Annotated in this window: 14 protein-coding genes; 6 read left to right on the top strand and 8 right to left on the bottom strand. The window is 63.6% G+C overall.

Translation table 11 applies throughout. From position 1 onward, the window contains the following. Nucleotides 1-37: 37 nt before the first annotated feature. Complete coding sequence (gene gcvA, locus C6W88_RS04800) at nucleotides 38-937, bottom strand: transcriptional regulator GcvA (protein ID WP_045990944.1); 900 nt, start codon at nucleotides 935-937, stop codon at nucleotides 38-40. A gap of 173 nt (nucleotides 938-1,110) precedes the next feature. Here gcvA and C6W88_RS04795 point away from each other — a divergent pair, with 173 nt between their 5' ends. The 4 genes from C6W88_RS04795 (at nucleotide 1,111) to C6W88_RS04780 (ending at nucleotide 6,812) form a co-directional block, all read left to right on the top strand. Next, complete coding sequence (locus tag C6W88_RS04795; protein WP_045990945.1) at nucleotides 1,111-2,604, top strand: aldehyde dehydrogenase; 1,494 nt, start codon at nucleotides 1,111-1,113, stop codon at nucleotides 2,602-2,604. Nucleotides 2,605-2,614: 10 nt separating this feature from the next. Next, a complete protein-coding gene (locus C6W88_RS04790; protein WP_045990946.1) occupies nucleotides 2,615-3,820 on the top strand; it encodes an iron-containing alcohol dehydrogenase in 1,206 nt (401 codons plus the stop codon). Then, entirely contained in the window at nucleotides 3,817-5,010 is a 1,194-nt protein-coding gene (locus C6W88_RS04785; RefSeq protein ID WP_231498532.1) for a mandelate racemase/muconate lactonizing enzyme family protein, read from the top strand. The genes C6W88_RS04790 and C6W88_RS04785 overlap by 4 nt, the downstream gene beginning before the upstream one ends. A gap of 167 nt (nucleotides 5,011-5,177) precedes the next feature. Further along, nucleotides 5,178-6,812 carry a BCCT family transporter gene (locus tag C6W88_RS04780; protein ID WP_108131687.1) on the top strand — a complete coding sequence of 545 codons (1,635 nt, stop codon included), beginning with the start codon at nucleotides 5,178-5,180 and terminating at the stop codon, nucleotides 6,810-6,812. Nucleotides 6,813-7,008: 196 nt separating this feature from the next. On the opposite strand, the gene C6W88_RS04775 is transcribed toward C6W88_RS04780, so the two are convergent. The 7 genes from C6W88_RS04775 to C6W88_RS04750 all read right to left on the bottom strand — a co-directional run bounded on the left by C6W88_RS04775 (nucleotide 7,009) and on the right by C6W88_RS04750 (nucleotide 17,103). Continuing rightward, nucleotides 7,009-7,377, bottom strand: coding sequence for a tautomerase family protein (locus C6W88_RS04775; protein WP_045990948.1), 369 nt, complete (start codon nucleotides 7,375-7,377; stop codon nucleotides 7,009-7,011). Nucleotides 7,378-7,458: 81 nt separating this feature from the next. Beyond that, nucleotides 7,459-8,298: an enoyl-CoA hydratase gene (locus C6W88_RS04770; RefSeq protein WP_181248555.1), complete on the bottom strand. Its 840-nt coding sequence runs from the start codon at nucleotides 8,296-8,298 to the stop codon at nucleotides 7,459-7,461. 174 nt (nucleotides 8,299-8,472) lie between these two features. Beyond that, complete coding sequence (locus tag C6W88_RS04765; protein ID WP_231498531.1) at nucleotides 8,473-9,894, bottom strand: CaiB/BaiF CoA transferase family protein; 1,422 nt, start codon at nucleotides 9,892-9,894, stop codon at nucleotides 8,473-8,475. After that, nucleotides 9,894-10,040 (bottom strand): hypothetical protein, encoded by a 147-nt coding sequence (locus C6W88_RS21495; RefSeq protein ID WP_156088600.1) that lies wholly within the window; start codon nucleotides 10,038-10,040, stop codon nucleotides 9,894-9,896. Before C6W88_RS21495 ends, C6W88_RS04765 begins: the two co-directional genes overlap by 1 nt. Nucleotides 10,041-10,555: 515 nt before the next feature. Continuing rightward, complete coding sequence (locus C6W88_RS04760; RefSeq protein ID WP_108131686.1) at nucleotides 10,556-12,250, bottom strand: hypothetical protein; 1,695 nt, start codon at nucleotides 12,248-12,250, stop codon at nucleotides 10,556-10,558. Between the two features lie 411 nt (nucleotides 12,251-12,661). Further along, nucleotides 12,662-15,787: a D-2-hydroxyglutarate dehydrogenase YdiJ gene (gene ydiJ, locus C6W88_RS04755; RefSeq protein WP_108131740.1), complete on the bottom strand. Its 3,126-nt coding sequence runs from the start codon at nucleotides 15,785-15,787 to the stop codon at nucleotides 12,662-12,664. A gap of 68 nt (nucleotides 15,788-15,855) precedes the next feature. Continuing rightward, nucleotides 15,856-17,103: a 2-aminoadipate transaminase gene (locus C6W88_RS04750; protein ID WP_108131685.1), complete on the bottom strand. Its 1,248-nt coding sequence runs from the start codon at nucleotides 17,101-17,103 to the stop codon at nucleotides 15,856-15,858. 305 nt (nucleotides 17,104-17,408) lie between these two features. Between C6W88_RS04750 and C6W88_RS04740 the strand changes: the two genes are divergently transcribed. Both C6W88_RS04740 and C6W88_RS04735 read left to right on the top strand, forming a co-directional pair. Then, a complete protein-coding gene (locus C6W88_RS04740; protein ID WP_108131683.1) occupies nucleotides 17,409-18,410 on the top strand; it encodes a TAXI family TRAP transporter solute-binding subunit in 1,002 nt (333 codons plus the stop codon). A gap of 60 nt (nucleotides 18,411-18,470) precedes the next feature. After that, nucleotides 18,471-20,429, top strand: coding sequence for a TRAP transporter permease (locus C6W88_RS04735; protein WP_108131682.1), 1,959 nt, complete (start codon nucleotides 18,471-18,473; stop codon nucleotides 20,427-20,429). The last annotated feature ends 19 nt before the right edge of the window (nucleotides 20,430-20,448 follow it).

The following is a 20,448-nucleotide window of genomic DNA, read 5'->3' as shown; positions in this document are numbered from 1 at the left end:
CGAATTGGCGCGTTTCCAGTGAGCATCGACGCCACACTCAGGCAGGTGGATCGCTGATCTCCTGGCGCAGCCAGCGACGAAACAGCGCCATGTTGGTGGAATCCTGCTGCTCTTGACGCGTCACCAGCCAGTAGGACTGATGGCCGGTGACCTCGACGTCCAGCAGTTGCACCAGATCCCCGCGCATCAATTCACGGCCGATCATGTGGCGATCGGCCACCGCCACCCCGATGCCATTGATGGCCGCCTGGATGGCGAGCTCGAGGACGTCGAAGGCCAGCCCCCCATCTGTCTCGACGCCTTCGATGCCTGCCGCTCGCAGCCAGTGCTGCCAGGTCTGGAAACGGTCATCGTCTCGAAGTACATGCAGCAGGGTATGACGAGTCAGATCCACCTCACGCCCTCGCCGCCCCTCCAGCAACTGCGGGGCACACACCGCCACATGGGATTCCTGCATCAGCAGCTCGGCGTCGAGCTCCGGCCATTCGCCGGCGCCGAAGCGAATCACGCCGTCCATCTCGGCATGATTCAACAGATCATCTTCGAATCGGGTGGTGATCGACAGGTCCAGCGAGGGGTGCAGCGCGTGCAGCCGACCGAGCCGCGGCACCAGCCAGCGACTGGCAAAGGTCGGCGGCACATTGATCCTCAAGTGGGATAACTGCTGCTGGTCCTCCAGCGCACCGACGGTCCAGGCGATCCGATCAAAGGACTGCCTGAGTACCGGCAGCAGCCGATTGCCTGCAGCGGTCAACCGCAATTGCCCGCCACTTCGGTCGAACAGCGCCACTCCGAGCTGCTCCTCGAGCAGCTTGACCTGGCGGCTCACGGCGCTCTGGGTCACACACAGGCGGGTCGCTGCCTGGGTAAAGCTCAGACACTGGGCGGCGGCCTCGAAGGCCTTGAGGGCGTTGAGTGGTGGTAGTGAACGCTGCATGGGCTCCCCTTAGAAAAACTCGTGACGAATCATCAATTCTGCACAAAACATCGAAGAATACCCCGATCTTCATGACTTTTACGAATGGTGCGACTGCAAAATGGTCGTTTGTTGCAGCGTCTGCTGCTGCCTAGGATGCCGACTACAGTTCATGACCTCGGGAGATTCACACGATGACAGAGCGCTCATTGACCGACTGGCAGCAACTGGCCAGTAGCCTGAGCCTGCCGCACCAGGCCTACCTGGGCGGTCAGTTCTGTGACGCGGCCGGTGGGGCGACCTTCACCGCCGAGAATCCCGCCACCGGCGAATCCCTCGTCGCCGTCGCCGCCTGCCAGGCAGAAGACGTCGATCGTGCCGTCACGATTGCCCGTGACACCTTCAATGCGGGGACCTGGCGCGACCTGCCACCCACCGAGCGCAAGGCTTATCTGCTGCGCTGGGCGCAATTGATCGAGCAACACACCGACGAAATTGCACTGCTCGAGACCCTCGAGACCGGCAAACCCATCTCTCAGACCACCAGCGTCGATATCCCTGGGCTGATCGGTGGTCTGCGCTACTACGCCGAGGCCCTCGACAAGCTCTACGGCGAGACCGCCCCGAATGGACCTTCCAGCGTGTGCATGATCGACCGGGAGCCGGTGGGCGTGGTCGCGGCGGTAGTGCCCTGGAACTACCCCTTGATCATCGCCGGCTGGAAGATCGGCCCGGCGCTGGGTGCAGGCAATTCCCTGATCCTGAAGCCCGCCGAGCAGTCCAGCCTGGCGACGTTGAAGGTTGCAGCGCTGGCCGCCGAGGCGGGTATTCCCGACGGTGCCTTCCAGGTCGTCACCGGACTCGGCCACGAGGCCGGTGAAGCCCTGGGGCGCCACATGGACGTCGATGCGGTTGGCTTCACCGGATCCACCGAGATCGGCAAGCGGTTTCTGGCCTACTCGGCGGAATCCAACATGAAGCGAGTCGGCCTGGAGTGCGGCGGCAAGAGCCCACATATCGTCACTCGTGACGTCGAGGATCTGGACAAGATCGCGATGTATGTCGCCTACGGCGTCTGGTACAACCAGGGCCAGACCTGCCACGCCGGCACGCGACTGATCGTCGACCGCGAGGTCAAGGAAGCCCTGCTGGAACGACTGGAAAGCTGGGCCGACAAGCTGGCACCCGGCGATCCCCTCGACCCCGCCAATCAGATCGGCGCCATGATCGAGCAGCCCCAGCTGGAAAAGGTCCAGCACTACCTGGCCGAGGGCCAGCGGGAAGGCGCGCGGCTACGCTTCGGTGGTGAACGGGTTCACCGTGACAGCGGCGGCTACTACCTGACACCGGCGGTGCTGGATGACGTCAGCAACGATATGCGTGTGGCCCGCGAGGAGATCTTTGGTCCCGTACTGGTGGTGCTCACCGTGGATTCACTCGATGAAGCCATCACCATTGCCAATGACACCGACTATGGTCTGGGCGCCGCTATCTGGACCGACAAATTGAGCGACGGCCATCGCGCCGCCAAGGCCTTGCGCGCCGGTACCGTGTGGGTCAACTGCTATGACCACACCTCCATCAACGCGCCCTTCGGCGGCTTCAAGCAGTCGGGACAGGGCCGCGACAAGTCGCTTCACGCCTTCGACAAGTACACCGAACTCAAGACCACCTGGATCGAGATCTGAGGAGCCCAGCATGCGACAGGACTACGCAAACGGCCGCCAGGCTCCCGTCTTCGCAGGCCCCGGCTGCCTATCTCGCCTCCCGGAACTGCGTCGACAGCACGCAGCCAAGCGCTACCTGCTGATTACCGACGCCGGACTCGAGGCCAGCGGTGTGCTCGCCCCCTTTGTGGCCGAACTGGAGCAGGATGCAGCGCTTAGCCGCTTCGTCGCTCCTCCTGGCGAGCCTACCGTGGCGACCGTCGACCAGGCGGCTCGGGTGGTCCGCGAGCTCGACGCTCCGCTGGTGATCGGCATCGGCGGCGGCACCGCACTGGACATCGCCAAGCTGGTGGCGGCTCTGGCGGGAAGCCCCGGACAAATGGATCAGTATCTGCTGGGCCGCAGCCCGTGGTGTGGCAGGGCACCGGCGGTGATGGTCCCCACCACCTCCGGAACCGGGAGTGAAGTCACCCGCACCTCGATACTGGCCGACGACACCGGACGCAAGATGTGGGCCTGGGGTGACGAGCTGCTGCCCGATGCCGTGCTGCTCGACCCGCGACTCACTTGCTCGCTGCCTGCCCCGCTGACCGCGGCGACGGGCCTGGACGCCTTCGTCCACGCCCTGGAGGCGACCACCGGCCGCAATCGCAACCGGCTGATCGAAAGCCAGGCACTGGCCGCCATTCGCCTGATTGGTGCCTCGTTGCCCGAGGCGGTGCATGACCCGCACAACCTCCAGGCTCGCCAACAGCTTCAGGAAGCCGCCTGCCTCGCCGGCATGGCCATCGACAACGGCGGCACCGGCATCGCCCACAACATCGGTCATGCCCTGGGCAGCCTCTACCATCTGCCCCACGGAGTGGCGGTGGCGATCGCCGTCGAGGCGACGCTTGGCTGGTCGGTCACCGGGCATGAAGCCATCTTCGCCCCCAGCGCCCATGCGCTGCTGCCTGGCAGCGGTGCCGAGGAGTTGCCGGCGCTGATCCGCGAACTCGCCGACGCCAGTGCCTTCGACCTGGCACTCGCGCCGTTTACCGGCGTCGAGATGGACGCCTCGCGATTGGCCGAGGAGATGCGCGACGAGGCCAACGCACCGATGGCCAACAACGCGGCACGCCGACCCGAAGGTGATGACTGGCAGACCCTGGCGGAACTCACCGTTACCAGCTTCCAGCGTCGCCGGCAGCGTCTGCAGCAGGGTTCGTCCGCCGAAGCGCAGGAGGCACTCGCATGACGACGCCGCGACTCAACGATATGCAGACCCCGCTCTTCACCGCCCCCGGCCAGGCGTGTCGAATTGCACGCATCGAAATCAGCCATCACCAGTTCGAGCTTGATCCCCCCTTTCCCGCAGCCTGGGACAGCCAACCGCGCCGTCGTTTCCCGGCGACCCTGGTGCGGGTGATCGACAGCGAAGGACGCGAAGGGATCGGCTCCGGGGATGTGATGTACGGCTTCGATGACTTTCGTCATCTGTTCATCGGCGAGGATCCACTCGATCTGGAGCGCCACGCTGGCGTGATCGATAACATCGGCTTCCACGCTGGCCGCTGCTGGCCCCTGGAGGTCGCCCTGTGGGACCTCGCCGGCAAGATCCTCGAGACCCCGGTCTGGCGCCTTATGGGCGGTGTCTCGAACCGTTTGCGTGCCTACGCCTCGAGCGGCACCCATCGTCCCCTCGACGAGGTGGTCGCTCTGGCAGAACAAGTGAAGGCGTCAGGCATTGCTGCCTTGAAGCTACGCTTCGGGCGTCCCCGTCTGGAAGAGGATCTGGCCGTGCTCGGCGCCGTTCGCAGTGCCGTCGGCGATGCACTGGAGCTGATGGTCGACTGCAACCAGGGATGGCGCATGCCCTGGGACGTCAAGGCACCCTGGCAGTTTTCCCAGGCGCTGGAAGTGGCCCGGGAGCTCGAGAACCAGGGCGTCTACTGGATGGAGGAACCTCTGTACCGCGGCGACTACGAGGGTATGGCCAGACTGAACGAGGCGACCTCGCTGCACATCGCCGGTGGCGAAATGACACGAGAACCCTACGAGTTCACTGAAATGCTGCGTCAGGGATGCCTCGATGTCTATCAGCCCGACGCCGTCTGCTCGGTGGGCATGCTGGGGTTGGCGCGCCTGGCCCGTCAGATCGTCGACGCCGGCAAGCTGTTCACGCCACATACCTGGGGCAACGGCATCGGCGTCATTGCCAACCTGCACCTGACCGCCGGTGCTGTCGGCCCGGCCGGCGCGCCCTATCTGGAGTATCCCTTCGACCCACCGGAATGGACACCGGAAAAGCGCGACTTCCCGCTGACAAGCCCACTACTGGCAGACAAGGAAGGATGGCTGACGCTGTCGGAGGCTCCCGGCCTCGGCCTTGACCTGGACGAAGAACGCCTGGCCGCCAACCGTGCCGACCAGGCCACCTACCAGTAGTTCGACCCACAGTCGTTCAACAAGGCTGGCACAGATCCAACTCGGCCGAGTTTGCACCACGCCGTCCTGCGTCGACGCCTGGCTTCCCCGCTCCACTGACTCTGGCAGGACGCCCCGTGGCGTCCTGCCAGGGCTTCGCCCTCGCCTCCACAATAAAAGGAGTCGCTATGTTCCATCGGATGCGACCTCTGGTCTTCTGGCCCCCCTTCATCCTGCTGATTCTGTCGCTCGCCGCCAGCATGCTCGATCTAGAGCGTTTTCTGGACGTCACCGGCGGCCTCAACAGCGCCATTCTCGACAACGTCGGCTGGCTGTTCTCCCTTACCTCACTGGTGATGGTGATGACTTGCCTGATCGTCTTCCTGTCCCCTCTGGGACGAACCCGGATCGGCGGCGAAAACGCCCTTCCCATCCTCTCGCCGTGGCGCTGGTTCTCGATCACCCTGTGCACCACGGTGGCGGTAGGCATCATGTTCTGGTCGACGGCCGAGCCGCTCTATCATCTGCATAACCCTCCGGCGTCGCTGGATATCACCGCCAATAGCCTGGATGCGACCCGCTTCTCGCTGTCGACCATGTTCCTGCACTGGTCGTTCACGCCCTATGCCATCTATACCGTTCCGGCAGTGATGTTCGCCATCGCCCACTACAACATGGGCAAGCCCTTCTCGCTGGGTTCCCTGTTCACCCCTATCCTGGGCGATCGCCTTATTGGTCGCCCCGGGCGCCTGCTGGATGCGCTGGCGCTGTTTGCACTGGTCTGTGGCATGGCGTCGTCACTCGGCACCGGCGCCATGACCCTGGCCGGTGGTGTCGACCGTTTCCTCGGCACGGGAACCGGGCCGCTGGCACTGGGCATCGTGACCCTGGCGATCGTGGCGGTGTTCACAGCCTCCGCCGCCAGCGGTCTGCAACGCGGTATCGCAATGCTGTCAGCCCTCAACGCTCGAGCCTTCTTCGCCTTCATGGCCTTCATCTTTCTGTTCGGGCCGACGCGTGACATCCTCGGTTACGGGGTGGAGTCCAGCGGTGCCTATCTCGGCCAGTTCATCGAAAAGAGTCTGTTTACCGGCGCCCTGGCCGATGACCCCTGGCCAAAGGACTGGAGCATCTTCTACTGGGCCAACTGGATGGCGTGGGCGCCCATCACGGCGCTGTTCCTCGGTCGCATTTCGCGAGGCTACACGGTGCGCCAATTCATGCTGATCAACCTGGTCGCCCCCGCACTGTTCGCCATTGCCTATGTTTCTGTCACCAGCGGCAGCATCCTGCACATGGATCTGACCTCGGGCGGCAGCATGCATGCCCTGCTTCAGGAAAGCGGTCCCGGGGCCATGGTCTACGCGCTCCTCGACGAGCTGCCGCTGGGTGGGCTCAGCGCCATCGCCTTTCTGACAATTGCCTTTCTCTCCTACGTCACCGCCGCAGATTCCAACACCGAGGCCATCAGCCAGCTATGCAGCAACGACAGCCAGGCCGCCCTCGCCGGCGATGGCAACGATGACAATGCCAGCTACCGTCTTCCGCTGAAGATCCTGTGGGGCTGCACCATCGGTGCGGTCGCCTGGATCATGACCAGCTTCGTCGGCGTTGATGGCATCAAGATGCTGTCCAACCTGGGCGGCTTCCCGGCACTGCTGATCGTCATCCTGGCCACGGCGTCATTGCTGCGCCTGGTCAGTATGGGTACCGCTGGCGCAGGCATGGAACGCACCCCCTCGCGCACCTACTCGCAGGAGGCCCACGAACGCTGGCAAAGACACCAGCAGCTCAACGAGGCCGTACCGCCCGATAACCAGTGAATCCTCTGTCCCGATTCTCAGGCAGGCCAAGGCAAGGCCTGCCCCATAAACTGAGAGCCTCGGCTCCCGCATCCTGTTCGGCAGGCAACCTCGATGCCGGGCGGCTCGACCCTTCACCGCCATCACGTCTTGTCTTTCTACGCCTAAAAAAATGGCCCGCTATTCGCGGGCCATGGTCGTCTCGGCGCGTCCGTCTTCAGGTTTCACAGAACTGCGCCACACCATCCCTGAACGACCAGTCGATGTCCTGGTTCTCGGTGATGGTGATCATGACGTTGTGCGGGGGGATGCCGGGGTTTTCGGCAAGTGACTCGACGACCCTGGCGTAGAACGCCTTCTTGTCGGCGTCCGGACGGCCACTTCGCATCACCAGGTGCATCATGACGCGATCAGAATCACGCCGTTGCAACTGCAGGTTCTCCGGCTCGCACTCATTGATCACCTGGTAGCGATCGTCGTCGGGGAAGCCCATGGTATCGATGACGGCGGCGTTGACCTGATCCGCCACGGCCCTGACGTAGTCTCTCGACTTCCCTTTCACTAGATTGATCGTCACAAACGGCATCCACCCCTCCTGTCCCGGTCAATGATTGACGCTCTGTATTCGACGCTGTTGGTCGTTTTTCGTCGCGAGCTCGGCCGACGTCTAGCGATGGCGAAAGACCGGCGCACGCTTCTTGACGAAGGCATTCATGCCTTCCTTCTGCCCCTCGGTGGCAAAGGCCGCCTGGAACAGCAGACGCTCCTGGCGCAGGCCTTCCGCCAGCGGGGTCTCGAAGGCCGCGTTGACCGCTCGCTTGGCCATCTTGACGGCTGGCGCGTTGTAGCCTGCGATGGTGTGCGCCGCCTCGAGGGCATTCTGCATCAGCTCATCCTTCGGCACGACTCGCGCCACCAGCCCGATCTCCTTGGCCTCCTGGGCGCCGATGTTGCGACCGGTCAGCACCAGGTCCATCGCCATCGCCTTGCCGACCGAACGTGCCAGTCGCTGGGAGCCACCGATGCCGGGCAGGATCCCCAGCTTGATCTCGGGTTGCCCGAACTGGGCGTCGTCGGAGGCGATGATCATGTCGCACAGCAGGGCCAGCTCGCAGCCGCCGCCCAGCGCAAAGCCGGCCACCGCAGCGATGATGGGCTTGGAAATCTGGCGCACCTCGTCCCAGGGGGCCAGGAAGTCATCCATGTAGAAATCGGTGAACGACTTCTCGGCCATCTCCTCGATATCGGCGCCGGCCGCAAAGGCTCTCGGGTTGCCGGTAATCACGATGGCACCGATGCCGGGGTCGGCGTCCAGCTCGCGCAGTACCGCGAGCGTTTCTTCCGCCAGTTGGCGATTGAGTGCGTTCAAGCTTTTCGGGCGATTCAGGATGATCAGCCCGACCCGTTCACGGCGTTCCACCACGATCATCTCTGGCTCACCGTTACCTGCCTCAAACGAAGCCTCCGAGGCGACATTCTGTGTTTGTTCTTCGACCTTCTTGTTCATCTCTTGTCTCCTGACGTTACCCGTAAACCAGCTGCGTATCGGTTCAATACGCTCCCACCTGCGGCCGCCACCTCGCCTGGTCGTGATGCGACCTGACAGCGCCGCGCCACACCGGATATTCACGACCCGGTATCGCCAAGCGGCGTACATCTGATGAAAAAACGCGTTTGACGACTATGGTTTTCCGACCCGCTTGCCCAGATCTCGAGCGGGTGCTTGACCCTGTTTGTCGGAGGCCGACTGGCCACCCTTTATCCGGGTGGCGGCGCTGCCACTCGCCTTGCGCGAGTCTTGCCTGGCCATCGCTGCTTGATCGCTCTGGGCTCCTTGACGTTGCCCCGAAGATGTCGCGCCGGCCTTGGCCGACCGCGCCTTGCCGGCTTGCCCTGGCGTGGAAGGCAGGCAATAGGAACCGTGACGCGCCATCAACTCATCGAGAATGGCCTGTCGATGTTGACCCAGGCCTGGCGCCACCAGCGGTGTGTCGCTGCCAAGGTCCACCCTGCCGGTCATCTTTATCGGGTTGCCCGCCGTCCTGAAGGGCTTCCCGGCGCTTCCCTGGACCTGGACGATCATGTTTCTCGCCTTCAACTGGGGATGATCGAGCAGTTTGTCGATGGTGTTGATCGGCGAGCAGGGAACGCCTTCCTCGTTGAGCAGGTCGACCCAGTGCTGCACGGGCCTGGTCGTCAGGATGCGTTCCATCTCCTCCACCAGTGCCGGGCGATTCTGGCAGCGAAGATCATTGGTGATGAACCGAGGATCGAAGGCCAGTCGCGAGGCGCCGATGGCATCGGCCATCAGCAGAAACAGGGTGTCGTTGCCGGCGGCGATGACCAGCTTGCCATCCTCGGCCTTGAAGCTTTCGAAAGGCGCCAGCGACGGGTGGCAATCACCGGTTCTATTCGGCACGACGCCTTCGATGTCGTAGCGTGCCAGCGCCGTTTCCATCATCGCCGCCTGGCAGTCCAGCATGCCGATATCGACACGGGTCCCCTGGGCGTCCTTGGTTCGGCTGTACAGCGAAGAAATGATGCCCACCGCCGCAAACAGGGCCGCGCTCAGGTCGCCAAAGCTGGTACCGACTCGGGCCGGTTCACCGTCCGGCCAACCGGTCAGACTCATCACGCCGCCCATGGCCTGCACCACCATGTCGTAGCCTGGCAACTCGCTGAACGGGCCGGTGTGACCGAAACCTGAAATCGAGGAATAGATCAGGTGAGGATGGGTCTGGGCGAGACGCTCCGGCCCATAGCCAAGACGCTCCATGACCCCGGGTCTGAAGTTCTCCACCAGCACATCGGCCTCGTCCAGCAGGCGCTCCAGCAACTCGCGATCACGCGGCGACTTGATGTCCAGTACGATGCTTTCCTTGTTTCTATTGAAGCAACTGAAGTAGGCACTTTCGTTTTCGACAAAGGGGCCGAACTCTCGTGTATCGTCACCGGTGCCGATCTTCTCGACCTTGATGACGCGGGCGCCAAGGTCCGCCAGGACCATGGTGCAGTAGGGCCCTGCAAGCACCCGCGAGAAGTCCAGTACCGTCACGCCGTCCAGAGGCCCTTTCTTTGGTTCGTCCAGTGGTGTGTTGGCCATCAACTTGTCTCCTGTGTTGTTGTATCGAGCGCCAGCGTCAGCTGGCGACTGGCCACACCGGAGGCACGGTGGCAGGCGTGCTGATGGCCCGGAGAGGCACGTTCACCGATCTGGCCAGCGACGAGATGGGAAGCGATAGCGGTCATGGGGATCGGCCCTTTATAAAATTTGTTTAATCTGCACCGAGGGGAATCGACCCTTGGCGGGGCTCCTTCTTGGTTATGCCTCAGAATATGGGGACCACAGACCAGTACAATTCAGTTATTCGCAACCCAGATATAAGTTTTGAAAATATCAAAACCCACTAAGTGAGAAGCCGATACGGTACTCACCGCCCGAGGCGCGCCAGCATCACGATGGTGTGCCCAGCCGATCGACATCACGACGACATCTCCCGCTGGTGAACATGTCCTGGCGTTGCATCTAAAGTTGAAGCCACAAACAACGACGCCCGGGGGACCGGGCGGTATTGGGCGTGCACGGGTTGGGGATGGTGTTCGAGCGCCGTTGCCTGGCCATCGGCGTGCAGGGGGCGGACAACTACCGCAAGGGGCTTGCCGTGGGGGCTGTTGAGCAGGCCGATGTGTCTTCATGGCCTGAAAACGGACGCGGACGGTCAGAGGAATCGCTTTCAGGCCCCAGCCGCGCCCTGTTGCAGATCTTAAATCGCCTGCCATGCCTCCGGCAGTTCCACATACCCACTCACTGCCGATCCGACAAAGGAGGCGGCAGCCTCGAGTCCGGCCAGCGCCATGGCGCCACCTTGCCAGCCGAAGATGCCGTCGCCCGAGGCACGAGAAGATTCAGCGCTGAAGGAAGCCTCGTCATCGAACAGGTTACCAAGGTGAAGGGCGTCGTCACGGGCCGCGGCCGAGAAGACGCTATCGCCGGCATCGGCAAGCGCGACCTCTTCCCTCGACCACTCGCCGCCTTGGCCTTCCTGAGGTGCATCGACGAAGGCAATATCGCGATCGAACCAATCGAATCGAAACTCGTCTTCCAGACGATCGTCTTCGATAACGTAGCGCAGGCCGGGACCGGCACCGCGAAAGCCGCCGCCATACTCGAACTCGATGCGCTCGATGCCGCTCGCCAGGGTCAGGGAATCATTGCCGGACACGCCAATCCGCCCATCATCCAGCCGGTAGACCTCGTAGTCGTCCGCCTCTCCCTCAAATAACAGGGTGTCGGTGCCCTGCCCCCCTTCGACCTGATTGGTGCCGGTCGAGACCCGGATCTGGTCGTCTCCGGCAAAGCCTTCGATGTAATCATCTGACGTGCCGTCACGCAGCAGGTCGTCAAAGACACTGCCGACAATAAAGGCCGGCTCGCCCGCGTGATTGGATGTCGGCGAGTCGACGTCGCCCACCCAGTGTATCGCGCGCCCAGCGGCACCAAGCGAGGACACCACCACTACGCTGTCCTGACTCATCAGCTCATAAAATGATGAGGAGACAATGCGCGCGACCGCGTCCGACGTGATGCCACCGAGATGCGCGCCCCAGGCGAAGGGATTCAGCCCGCTGTCGCTGGCCAACAGCCAGGGTGACTTGCTGTAGACAGCATCGAACAGCACCAGATTGTCCACGGAGCTTGAGTAGCTCTCATCGCTGTTCTCCAGAAAGCCATCGAAGCCCGCGAGCGCCGACTTCAGATCCTCGTGGTCACCGACGAAACGATGGATGACGTCGTTCTCGAAACCGATATTGAGCACATTGTCGGCTTCGAAGATCAGCGGTGACGCATGGCCAAGATAGTGACTGTCAGCGAAGAACCCGCCCGCCAACTGATCCGAGAAGCGCGCCTGGATATTGGCCAGCGCCCCACCCAGGCTATAGCCGGTAATGATGGCGTCATCACCCTCAAGCCCATGCTGGTCCATGAACGACGCCACCCCGGACAGCACGGGTGCCATGGTCTTCGCGATCTCCTTGCCGGAATTCAGAAAGGAGTAGTCGACGACATCTACCGGGGCATTGGTACCGGCATAGGCCACGCTGACGCGGCTGATGTTGCCCAGGGCGTCCTGCTCGGCCAGGACCTTGAGCTGCGGGCCACGGGAGACATTGCCGAGCAAGGGGCTCTGAAGCGTGATGTAGCCATCGACGTCCACCAGAGAGGATGGCAACCCCAGTTCGCTGGCCGAGACTTCTCGCCAGCCTCCCGGTAGGCCACTGGTGACCTGATTGGCTGAAAAGGTCCCCGGTCCTGCGATGTTGTCCAGGGTCACCAGCATCTGTCCAAGGGGTAGCCCGAGCGCACGGTCTGTCTGCGAGTAGGTCGCCAGCGCATGCGAGGTGACGGCGAGCTCGGCAGAGGCCGACGAGTCAAGTCCGGAGATCGTAAAAAGTGGCATAGAACATCCTCACCTGTGAACTTCCGCACAAGAAAAGACAACAGCCTAGCCCAGTTTCTACGCTTTCCGACCCCATCATTGCTTCACCGACTTTTCAGGCAAAGCTGCTGCGATAAAGCGTCGAAAAAAGAAGCGATATGGAAAGAAGATTCCTCCCATCCATCTTGTATTTTACGAGCTATCAAGACGGTGAGTTTTACCGGACCACCATGCCCGAACCAGTGTCGATCGCTGCGTAGATATGCCCGAACGGTGCCCTGGCAATGGCCCGCCAAGCACCTGGCCGGCTAGCGCTCACGGGCTATCGCGCTACCGGACCAGCTATGGTTCAGCCAAGGTTCAGCTAAAGTTCAGATAAAGTTCAGAAGAATGGAAATACATCGCTCTACGGGCGCACGAAGGGCGCAACTCTCACTCAGTCTTGGTCCGATGCCTCAAGCACGCGAGTAGCCCCTGAAGCGGATGTGGCAAGTGGGCGCCAGAAAACCGCCGAGCCTGGCAGCGACAGGAATAGCCGCTGGCCAACAGGCGTCCCTGATGATCCGGATCCTCGACTCGGGGCTGCCAGGATTGCGCATAGATAAGCGCAGACGTCTGGCGATGCTCCACTTCATGGCCGTAGGTGCCTGCCATGCCGCAACAGCCGCTTTGCAGCACCTCGAGCGACAGACCAAAGGCTTCGTACAGACGCTGCCAGTCCTTGGCCGCCCCGGACACATGGGTCGCCTCGGTGCAGTGAAGCAGCAACCGATAGTCCGGGTCCTTGACGACCGACGACCGTGCGGCTTGTTGCGCCGCTCGCGGCCTGCTCGTCAGCCACTGCGCCAGCCAGGAGCCCAGCAGTTGCACCAGGGGCACCGCAGCGGCGCCCAGTGCCTTCACGTACTCCTGGCGATAGGTCAGCGTCATGGCCGGGTCGATGCCGACCAGCGCCACCCCGGCCTCGGCCAGCGCCCGCAGGCGCTCGGCCTGCCGTGCGGCGGTGCGTTCGAAGGCTCCGAGAAAACCCTGGACATGCAGCGGCTTGCCGTTGGGGCCATGGGGGGCCACGAACACCCTCACTCCGAGCCCTTCCAACAACTCGACGGTATCCATCACCAGACGGGATTCGAAGTAGCTGGTGAAGGCGTCCTGTACCAGCACCACGCTGCGCGCCTTTTCCGCCTCGTCCAGGCGCTTGAGCGCCTCTGGCGTGGCCCGCTCGACCCCATGGCGATAGAGCCAACCATCAAGGCGCTCTGACGACAGCCGCGGACTGTCGACCACACCGAACACACTGGCCATCAGGCGCGAAACTCCTGGTATTCGCAGCGTGGCGTTGTACAGCGGCGCAAACCGCGAAAGTGTCGGCAGCATGACTTCCAGCCCGCCGACCAGGTAGTCCCGCGGCGCGCGCAGGTAACGGCTGTGATAGAGCTCGAGAAAACGCGCCCGGAAGCTCGGTACATCGACCTTGATCGGACACTGGCCGGCGCAGGACTTGCACGACAGACAGCCGGCCATGGCCTCATGCACCTGATGCGAGAAGTCTCGCTCGCCGCGACGGCGCCACAGGCTTCGCCCCAGCCTTGCGGGGAAGGCCTTGAGCGCCGCCCAGGCGCTGCGCTTGCGCAGCCGTCGGGACACGTCCAGCACATCGACACCCGCCAGTTGCTGCTGGCGTAGCCATTCACGCATCAGGCTGGCACGCCCCTTGGGTGAGTGGATGCGCTGCCGCGTCGCCTTCCACGAAGGGCACATGGCGTCGTCGGGATGATAGTTGTAGCAGGCGCCGTTGCCGTTGCAGTACACCGCCTCGCCGTAGGCCTGCCACACCCGCTCGTCGATCTGGCGATCGAACTGACCACGCAACGCCACCCCATCCACCGCGAGCAGCCCCGGGTCGCTCTCACGGCCCGTCGTCTGGTTGGCGTCGTCGAGTGGATCGGTGGGGGGATCAGTGAGCGGTGTCGCGATCTTGCCTGGGTTGAGCTGATTGCAGGGGTCGAAGGCGCCCTTGAGCCGTTGCAGGCTGGGGTAGAGCGGCCCGAAGAAGGCCGGGGCATATTCCGAGCGAATGCCCTTGCCATGCTCGCCCCACAACAGCCCGCCGTACTTGTGCGTCAGCTCGGCGACCTCATCGGTGATCTCGCGAATCAACGCCACCTGGGCGGGGTCCTTCATGTCCAGAGCCGGACGCACGTGCAGGACCCCGGCATCGACGTGCCCAAACATCCCGTACTCAAGCCCCCTGGCGTCGAGCAAGGCGCGAAATTCCGCGATGTAGTCCGCCAGGTGCTCGGGTGGCACGGCGGTGTCCTCGACAAAGGGCAGCGGACGCTTCTCGCCGGCCACATTGCCCAGCAACCCCACCGCGCGCTTGCGCATGGCATAAACCCGGGTAATCGCCTCGCGTCCCTGGGCCAGGGTGTGGCCCAGACGCCTGACACTCGAGTCTTCGTCCAGGTACCGGCAAAAGGCCTCGACCCGGCGTCCCAGCCGCGCCAGATCATCATCGTTGAACTCGACCAGGTTGATGCCCTGGGTCCGGATATCGCCGGTATCGGGGAAGAACTCGCTGACCGAGTCCCAGACATAGTCACCACGGGCCAGCTCCAGCACCCGCTCGTCCACCGTTTCGATGGAGGTGGGAGCAGCGTCGCTGGTCATCAACGCCCGAGCGTCACCCAGCGCCTCCATGAAACCGGCGTAGCGAACATTGACCAGGGTCGAGTGGGCCGGGATCGGCAGCACCCGGAGCACCGCCTCGCTGGTGATGGCCAGCGAACCCTCGGCGCCGCACAGCACGCTGTTGAGGTCGAAGCGGCCATCCGCCGTGGTCAGATGGGCAAGATCGTAACCGGTGAGGCAGCGATTAAGCGGCGGGAAGGTCTCGTCGATACGCTCACCTTCGCACTCGAGAATGTCGCGGACGACGCGGTGCACGCGGCCCACACCGTCCTTGCGAGCGCACAGCGCCGCCAGCTCGAACTCGTCCACTGGCCGGCTGACCAGGCGCTCGCCGCCCAGCAGAACGCTCTCAAGTTCCAGCACATGATCGCGGGTCTTGCCGTACTCGCAGCTGCCCTGGCCGCTGGCATCGGTGGCGATCATGCCCCCGAGGGTGGCGCGGTTGGAGGTGGACAGCTCAGGGGCAAAGAACAGTCCGTAGGGCTTGAGCGCGGCGTTGAGCTGATCCTTGACCACCCCGGCCTGCACGCGCACCCGGCGGCGTGCCACGTCGATCTCGAGTATGGCGTTCATGTGCCGCGACACATCCACGACCAGCCCATCGGTCAGGGATTGCCCGTTGGTGCCGGTGCCTCCTCCCCGGGGCGCCAGCACCACCTGGCGGAACGCTTCGCGCCCCGCCAGCTCGGCGATACGCACCAGATCCTCGGTCCCGCGAGGATAGAGCACCGCCTGGGGCAGGCGCTGGTAGATCGAATTGTCGGTGGCCAGCACCGTGCGATTGGCGTAGTCAGGGGCGACCTCCCCTTCGAAGCCCTGGCCCACCAGGGCTTCGAGAAAACGCCGATAGCTCGTGGCCACGTCCATCCCCGCATCATTCCAGGCGTGGTGGCGGGAGTCGTGGCGGGCGTCATCACGGAGGGCGATCCGGGCAATCATGGCGTGAGCGTCGCCAACGCGCGCTCCAGCCGCGCCATACCTTCTCTCAACACCTCAGGCTCTGCGGTCAGCGGGGCCAGCAGGCGCAGCACGTTGCGGCGACGCCCACTCGGCATCAACAGCACCCCCGCCTCGCGTCCGGCGGCCAGCAACGCGGCCAGGTGCTCGGCGCCGCTGGCCCCCGCGGTATCGTTGAACACGATGCCGCGCATGGCACCTACCCCGGTCAAGGCCCCCACCATCGGAAAGCGCTCCTTCAGGCGGGCGTGGGTCGCCACGATCAGTGACTCCTGGGCCTCGCTCCAGCCCGCCAAGCGCGCCTCGCTCATCACCTCCATCACCGTACGAGCCGCGGCACAAGCCACCGGGTTACCGGAGTAGGTCCCGCCGAGCCCACCCTTGGGCAGGGCATCCATGAATCGGGACTTGCCGGCCACCGCCGCCAGCGGCAGCCCCGCCGCCATGCTCTTGCCCATCAACAGCAGGTCAGGCTCGACGCCCAAATGGGTGAACGCAAAACGCCGACCGGTACGCCCGAATCCGGACTGAATCTCATCGAAGATCAGCGCCATGCCGTGGCGGTCGCAGAATTCGCGAAGGTGCGCGGCGAAGGTCGCATCGAGCAGGCGGAAGCCACCCTCGCCCTGCACCGGCTCGACGATGATCGCGGCGATCTCGTCAGCGGGCAGCTCGACCTCGAGCAGACGGTCGAGGGCGTGTATGGCCTGCTCGGTGCTGACATCGTTGTCCCGGCTCGGGAACGGCAAGTGATACACCGGCCCCGGCAGACTGCCGAGCCCGGTCTTGTAGGGCTTGACCTTGCCGTTGAGGTTGAGCGCCGCGAGGGTGCGGCCGTGAAAACCGTCATCGAAGGCGATGACCGCCTGACGACCGGTCGCCGCTCGCGCCACCTTGAGGGCATTCTCGGTCGCCTCGGCCCCGCAGTTGGTCAGCATGCACGACAGCGGGTAGGACACTGGCACGAAGGCATCGAGCGCCTGGGCCACCTCCAGATAGCCACGGTGGGGCAAGGCGTTAAAGGCGGAATGCATCAGCCGATCCACCTGGGCTTTCACCGCTTCCACCACCGCCGGATGTCCATGCCCCAGATTGAGCACGCCGATGCCGCCGATAAAGTCGACGTAGTGTCGACCGTCCTCGTCCCATAGCTCGGCGTTGCGCCCATGCTCCACACACAAGGGGTGAACGATGCCCAGCGAGGCGCTGACGTGAGGAAAGTCCATGTCCGGTACCTGTCGAATCGTCGAAAAATTCAGGACGACGATGTAACCAGCGGCACTGGAGCTCTTCAAACGAAAAAAAGCGTCTTATGCATTCCATAAATGAATACCAGGCGCGCCGATATCCTCTCGAAAAACTGCGGCATCGGCACGTAAATGAGCAAAAGGAATAGATCGAGTATTAGATTTCTTTTGTGGGTGATAAAGGCTCGTGGTAACAATGCCCGCCGCTCTGCTTGAGCCAGCAACAATAGCCAAAAAAACATGGCCAGAGAGCCACGACATCACCTCAACGACAGGAACGTCACATGACTCATCCCCTGAAGCCGGCCGCGATCGCCATCGCCGCATCCACTCTTCTCAGCGCCTGCAGCGACGGCGCCTCCTCTACCCCGAACGTCGCGATCGGCCCGCCCGCCAGCACCACCCAACTGGTGTCAAAGCTGCTGCTCGACGCCCACGGGGTGAAGGAAGATGACTACAGCGCCTATCAGGAAGGTTTCGGCGCGGCGCTCGACGGTGTCCAGGACGGCAATATTGACCTGTCGATCGGCATCCTCGGCTTGCCGTCCGGAAGCATCGAGAACCTTCAGGCAGCCGCCGGTGACGTTCGCATGATCGGCCTGAGCGACGACGCGGTGGACTATATCGAAGCCAATAGCGAGTACCGTCGCTTCGTCATCCCCCAGGACAGCTACGAGTTTCTTGACCAGGACGTGACCACGGTGACCGCCTACGCCGTGCTGGTGGGCAACACCCACAGCATCGACGAGGAGCTTGGCTATGAACTGGCTCGCCTGATGCACGAGAAGGCCGAAGAAAACACCCACGCCCAGTCCGCCTTCATGACCCTGGAGAACGCACTGAACGGCTCCGCTGGCATCCCGATCCATCCGGGTGCCAAACGCTACTACGAAGAGCAGGGACTGGAGGTGAGCAACCCGGTGGCTCAGCTCGAGATCCAGGGCGACAAGAGCGAGTACATCCTCGGTACCGGCAGCCAGGGCGGCACCTACTACCCGCTGGGTGGCGAGATGGCCACCATCTGGAACAACTATCTCGACGGGGCCAACTTCACCAACATCGAGACCGGCGCCTCCATCGAGAACCTCGTCAGCATACGTGACGACCGCATGGACCTGGGCATGACCGTGCATGCACCGGCCAAGGACGCGGTATCCGGCAACGGTGAGTTCGACGACAACGCCATCGGCAACGTCGCCTTTATCGGCCACATCTATCCGGAAGTCATCCAGATCGTGACCCGCGAAGACAGCGGTATCACCAGCCTCGACGACCTCGCCAAGTAAACCATGTCATCGTCAGGCGCCGGCGTGTCGGCGCCTGGCGATCATCGGGAGATTCACGCCATGGTCGAAAAAACAACGGCCGATGCCCCTCGGCAATTGCTCGAGAAGTACGACCGGGAGTCCAGCGTTCGCGCTCACCTGGGCCGCTGGGGCTGGGCGGTGTCGCTGCTCGGCATCGCGCTGACATCCTTTCACCTCTATACCGGCTACTTCGGTACCCTGCCATCGCAACAGCAAGGGGCGGTACACCTGGGCCTCGCGCTCGGGATGATCTTCCTGCTATTCCCCGCCTGTCGCGGCGAGCGCGCCCGCCGAGCGGTGCCCTGGTACGACGTGGTACTGGCCTTCACCGCCACCTTTGGCGCCTACTACAAGATCCTGTTCTACGACGAGGTGCTGCGCGCCCGCATCACCGGCTATTCCACCCTGGACCTGATCGTGGCCGGCGCCGGTGTGCTGTTCGTGCTGGAAGCGACGCGTCGCACCGTCGGCTTGCCCATCGTGATCGTGGCCCTGCTGGCGCTGGCCTATGCCCTGCTGGGCAACCATATTCCGACGGCGCTGCTGTCCCACCCCGGGTTCTCGCTCGAGCAGGTCGCTCCCTATCTGTGGTTCCGCGAAAGCGGCGTGTTCGGCACGCCCCTGCAGATCTCGGCGAAGTTCATCTTCCTGTTTCTGTTCTTCGGCGTGGTACTGATCCAGACCGGGGTCGGCCGCTTCTTCAATGACCTCGCCTTCGCCGCCACCGGTCGCTTCACCGGCGGGACCGCCAAGGCGGCGGTGATCGCAAGCTCGCTGCAGGGCATGATCTCGGGCAGCTCGGTCGGCAATACCGTGGCCTCGGGCTCTTTCACCATTCCGATGATGAAGAATGCCCGCTTCCGTCCCGAGGTCGCCGCCGCCACCGAGGCGTCGGCCTCCACCGGTGGGCAGATCATGCCGCCATTGATGGGCGCGGCCGCCTTCATCATGGTCGAGTACGTCGGCGTGTCCTATCGCGAGATCATGTACGCCGCACTGATACCGGCGCTGATGTACTTCACCGGTATCTTTATCGGCGTGCACTTCGAGGCCAAGCGCAGCCGTATCCTGGGCATCCCCAAGGACCAGCTTCCCAGCAAGCGCAAGCTGTTGATGCGTCAGGGGTACATGCTGCTTCCGCTGGCGGTGATCGTGACCACCGTCAGCGTCGGCTTCACCGCCCAGCGTGCCGCCCTGCTGGGCATCGCCGCAGCACTGGCGGTCAGCCTGCTGCGCAAGGAGACCCGACCGTCGCTTGCCGACCTGGTGCGCCTGCTGGACAAGGGCGCCAGGGTCGCGCTGCCGGTGATCGCCGCGGTGGCCACCGCCGGCATCATCGCCGGGGTGGTGGGCATGACCGGGCTGGGCGCCAAGTTCGCCGCTGGCATCATCAGCCTGGCCGACGGCACCCTGATCCTCGCCCTGATCTTCACCATGCTGGCCTGCATCGTGCTGGGCATGGGCCTGCCGACCACCGCCAATTACGTCGTCACCGCGACCATCGCCGCGCCGGCGCTGATCAACGAGTTCGGCCTGGCGCCCATGGCGGTGCACCTGTTCGTGTTCTACTTCGGGATCGTGGCCGACATCACGCCACCGGTCTGCCTGGCGGCCTACGCCGGCGCAGGGATTGCCGGGGCCAATCCGATGAAGACCGGAGTGACGGCGCTGAAACTGGCCATCGGCGCCTTCATCATCCCCTACGCGCTGATCTACAACCCGGCGCTGGTGATGATCGACGCCACACCGCTGGGCCTGGTACGCGATGTCGGCTTCCTGCTGGTGGGCCTGGTCGGCGTAAGCGCCGCTTTGATCGGCCACTTCGTGCGTGATGCCCTGATGTGGGAGCGGGCGGTGCTGCTGGCAGCGGGCCTGGCCATGGTGGCCCCGGCCCCCATCACCAGCAGCCTGGGGCTGGTGGCCCTGGCGCTGGTGGCATTGTGGCAGTCACGCCGCCCCGAGGCGCCGCTGGATACGGCAACGTCGGCCCAGCGCTGACGGCGACGGTGTCGATGAG

Source organism: Halomonas litopenaei (assembly GCF_003045775.1).
GTDB classification, from domain to species: Bacteria; Pseudomonadota; Gammaproteobacteria; order Pseudomonadales; family Halomonadaceae; genus Halomonas; species Halomonas litopenaei.
The sequence above is the reverse complement of the archived record's forward strand: the minus strand, read 5'-3'. Positions and strand labels throughout refer to the sequence as shown.

Bases quoted from the DNA above. Each gene is read 5' to 3' on its own strand.
- gcvA (WP_045990944.1), bottom strand. From the start codon at position 937: ATGCAGCGTTCACTACCACCACTCAACGCCCTCAAGGCCTTCGAGGCC.
- C6W88_RS04795 (WP_045990945.1), top strand. From the start codon at position 1,111: ATGACAGAGCGCTCATTGACCGACTGGCAGCAACTGGCCAGTAGCCTG.
- C6W88_RS04790 (WP_045990946.1), top strand. From the start codon at position 2,615: ATGCGACAGGACTACGCAAACGGCCGCCAGGCTCCCGTCTTCGCAGGC.
- C6W88_RS04785 (WP_231498532.1), top strand. From the start codon at position 3,817: ATGACGACGCCGCGACTCAACGATATGCAGACCCCGCTCTTCACCGCC.
- C6W88_RS04780 (WP_108131687.1), top strand. From the start codon at position 5,178: ATGTTCCATCGGATGCGACCTCTGGTCTTCTGGCCCCCCTTCATCCTG.
- C6W88_RS04775 (WP_045990948.1), bottom strand. From the start codon at position 7,377: ATGCCGTTTGTGACGATCAATCTAGTGAAAGGGAAGTCGAGAGACTAC.
- C6W88_RS04770 (WP_181248555.1), bottom strand. From the start codon at position 8,298: ATGAACAAGAAGGTCGAAGAACAAACACAGAATGTCGCCTCGGAGGCT.
- C6W88_RS04765 (WP_231498531.1), bottom strand. From the start codon at position 9,894: ATGGCCAACACACCACTGGACGAACCAAAGAAAGGGCCTCTGGACGGC.
- C6W88_RS21495 (WP_156088600.1), bottom strand. From the start codon at position 10,040: ATGACCGCTATCGCTTCCCATCTCGTCGCTGGCCAGATCGGTGAACGT.
- C6W88_RS04760 (WP_108131686.1), bottom strand. From the start codon at position 12,250: ATGCCACTTTTTACGATCTCCGGACTTGACTCGTCGGCCTCTGCCGAG.
- ydiJ (WP_108131740.1), bottom strand. From the start codon at position 15,787: ATGGACGTGGCCACGAGCTATCGGCGTTTTCTCGAAGCCCTGGTGGGC.
- C6W88_RS04750 (WP_108131685.1), bottom strand. From the start codon at position 17,103: ATGGACTTTCCTCACGTCAGCGCCTCGCTGGGCATCGTTCACCCCTTG.
- C6W88_RS04740 (WP_108131683.1), top strand. From the start codon at position 17,409: ATGACTCATCCCCTGAAGCCGGCCGCGATCGCCATCGCCGCATCCACT.
- C6W88_RS04735 (WP_108131682.1), top strand. From the start codon at position 18,471: ATGGTCGAAAAAACAACGGCCGATGCCCCTCGGCAATTGCTCGAGAAG.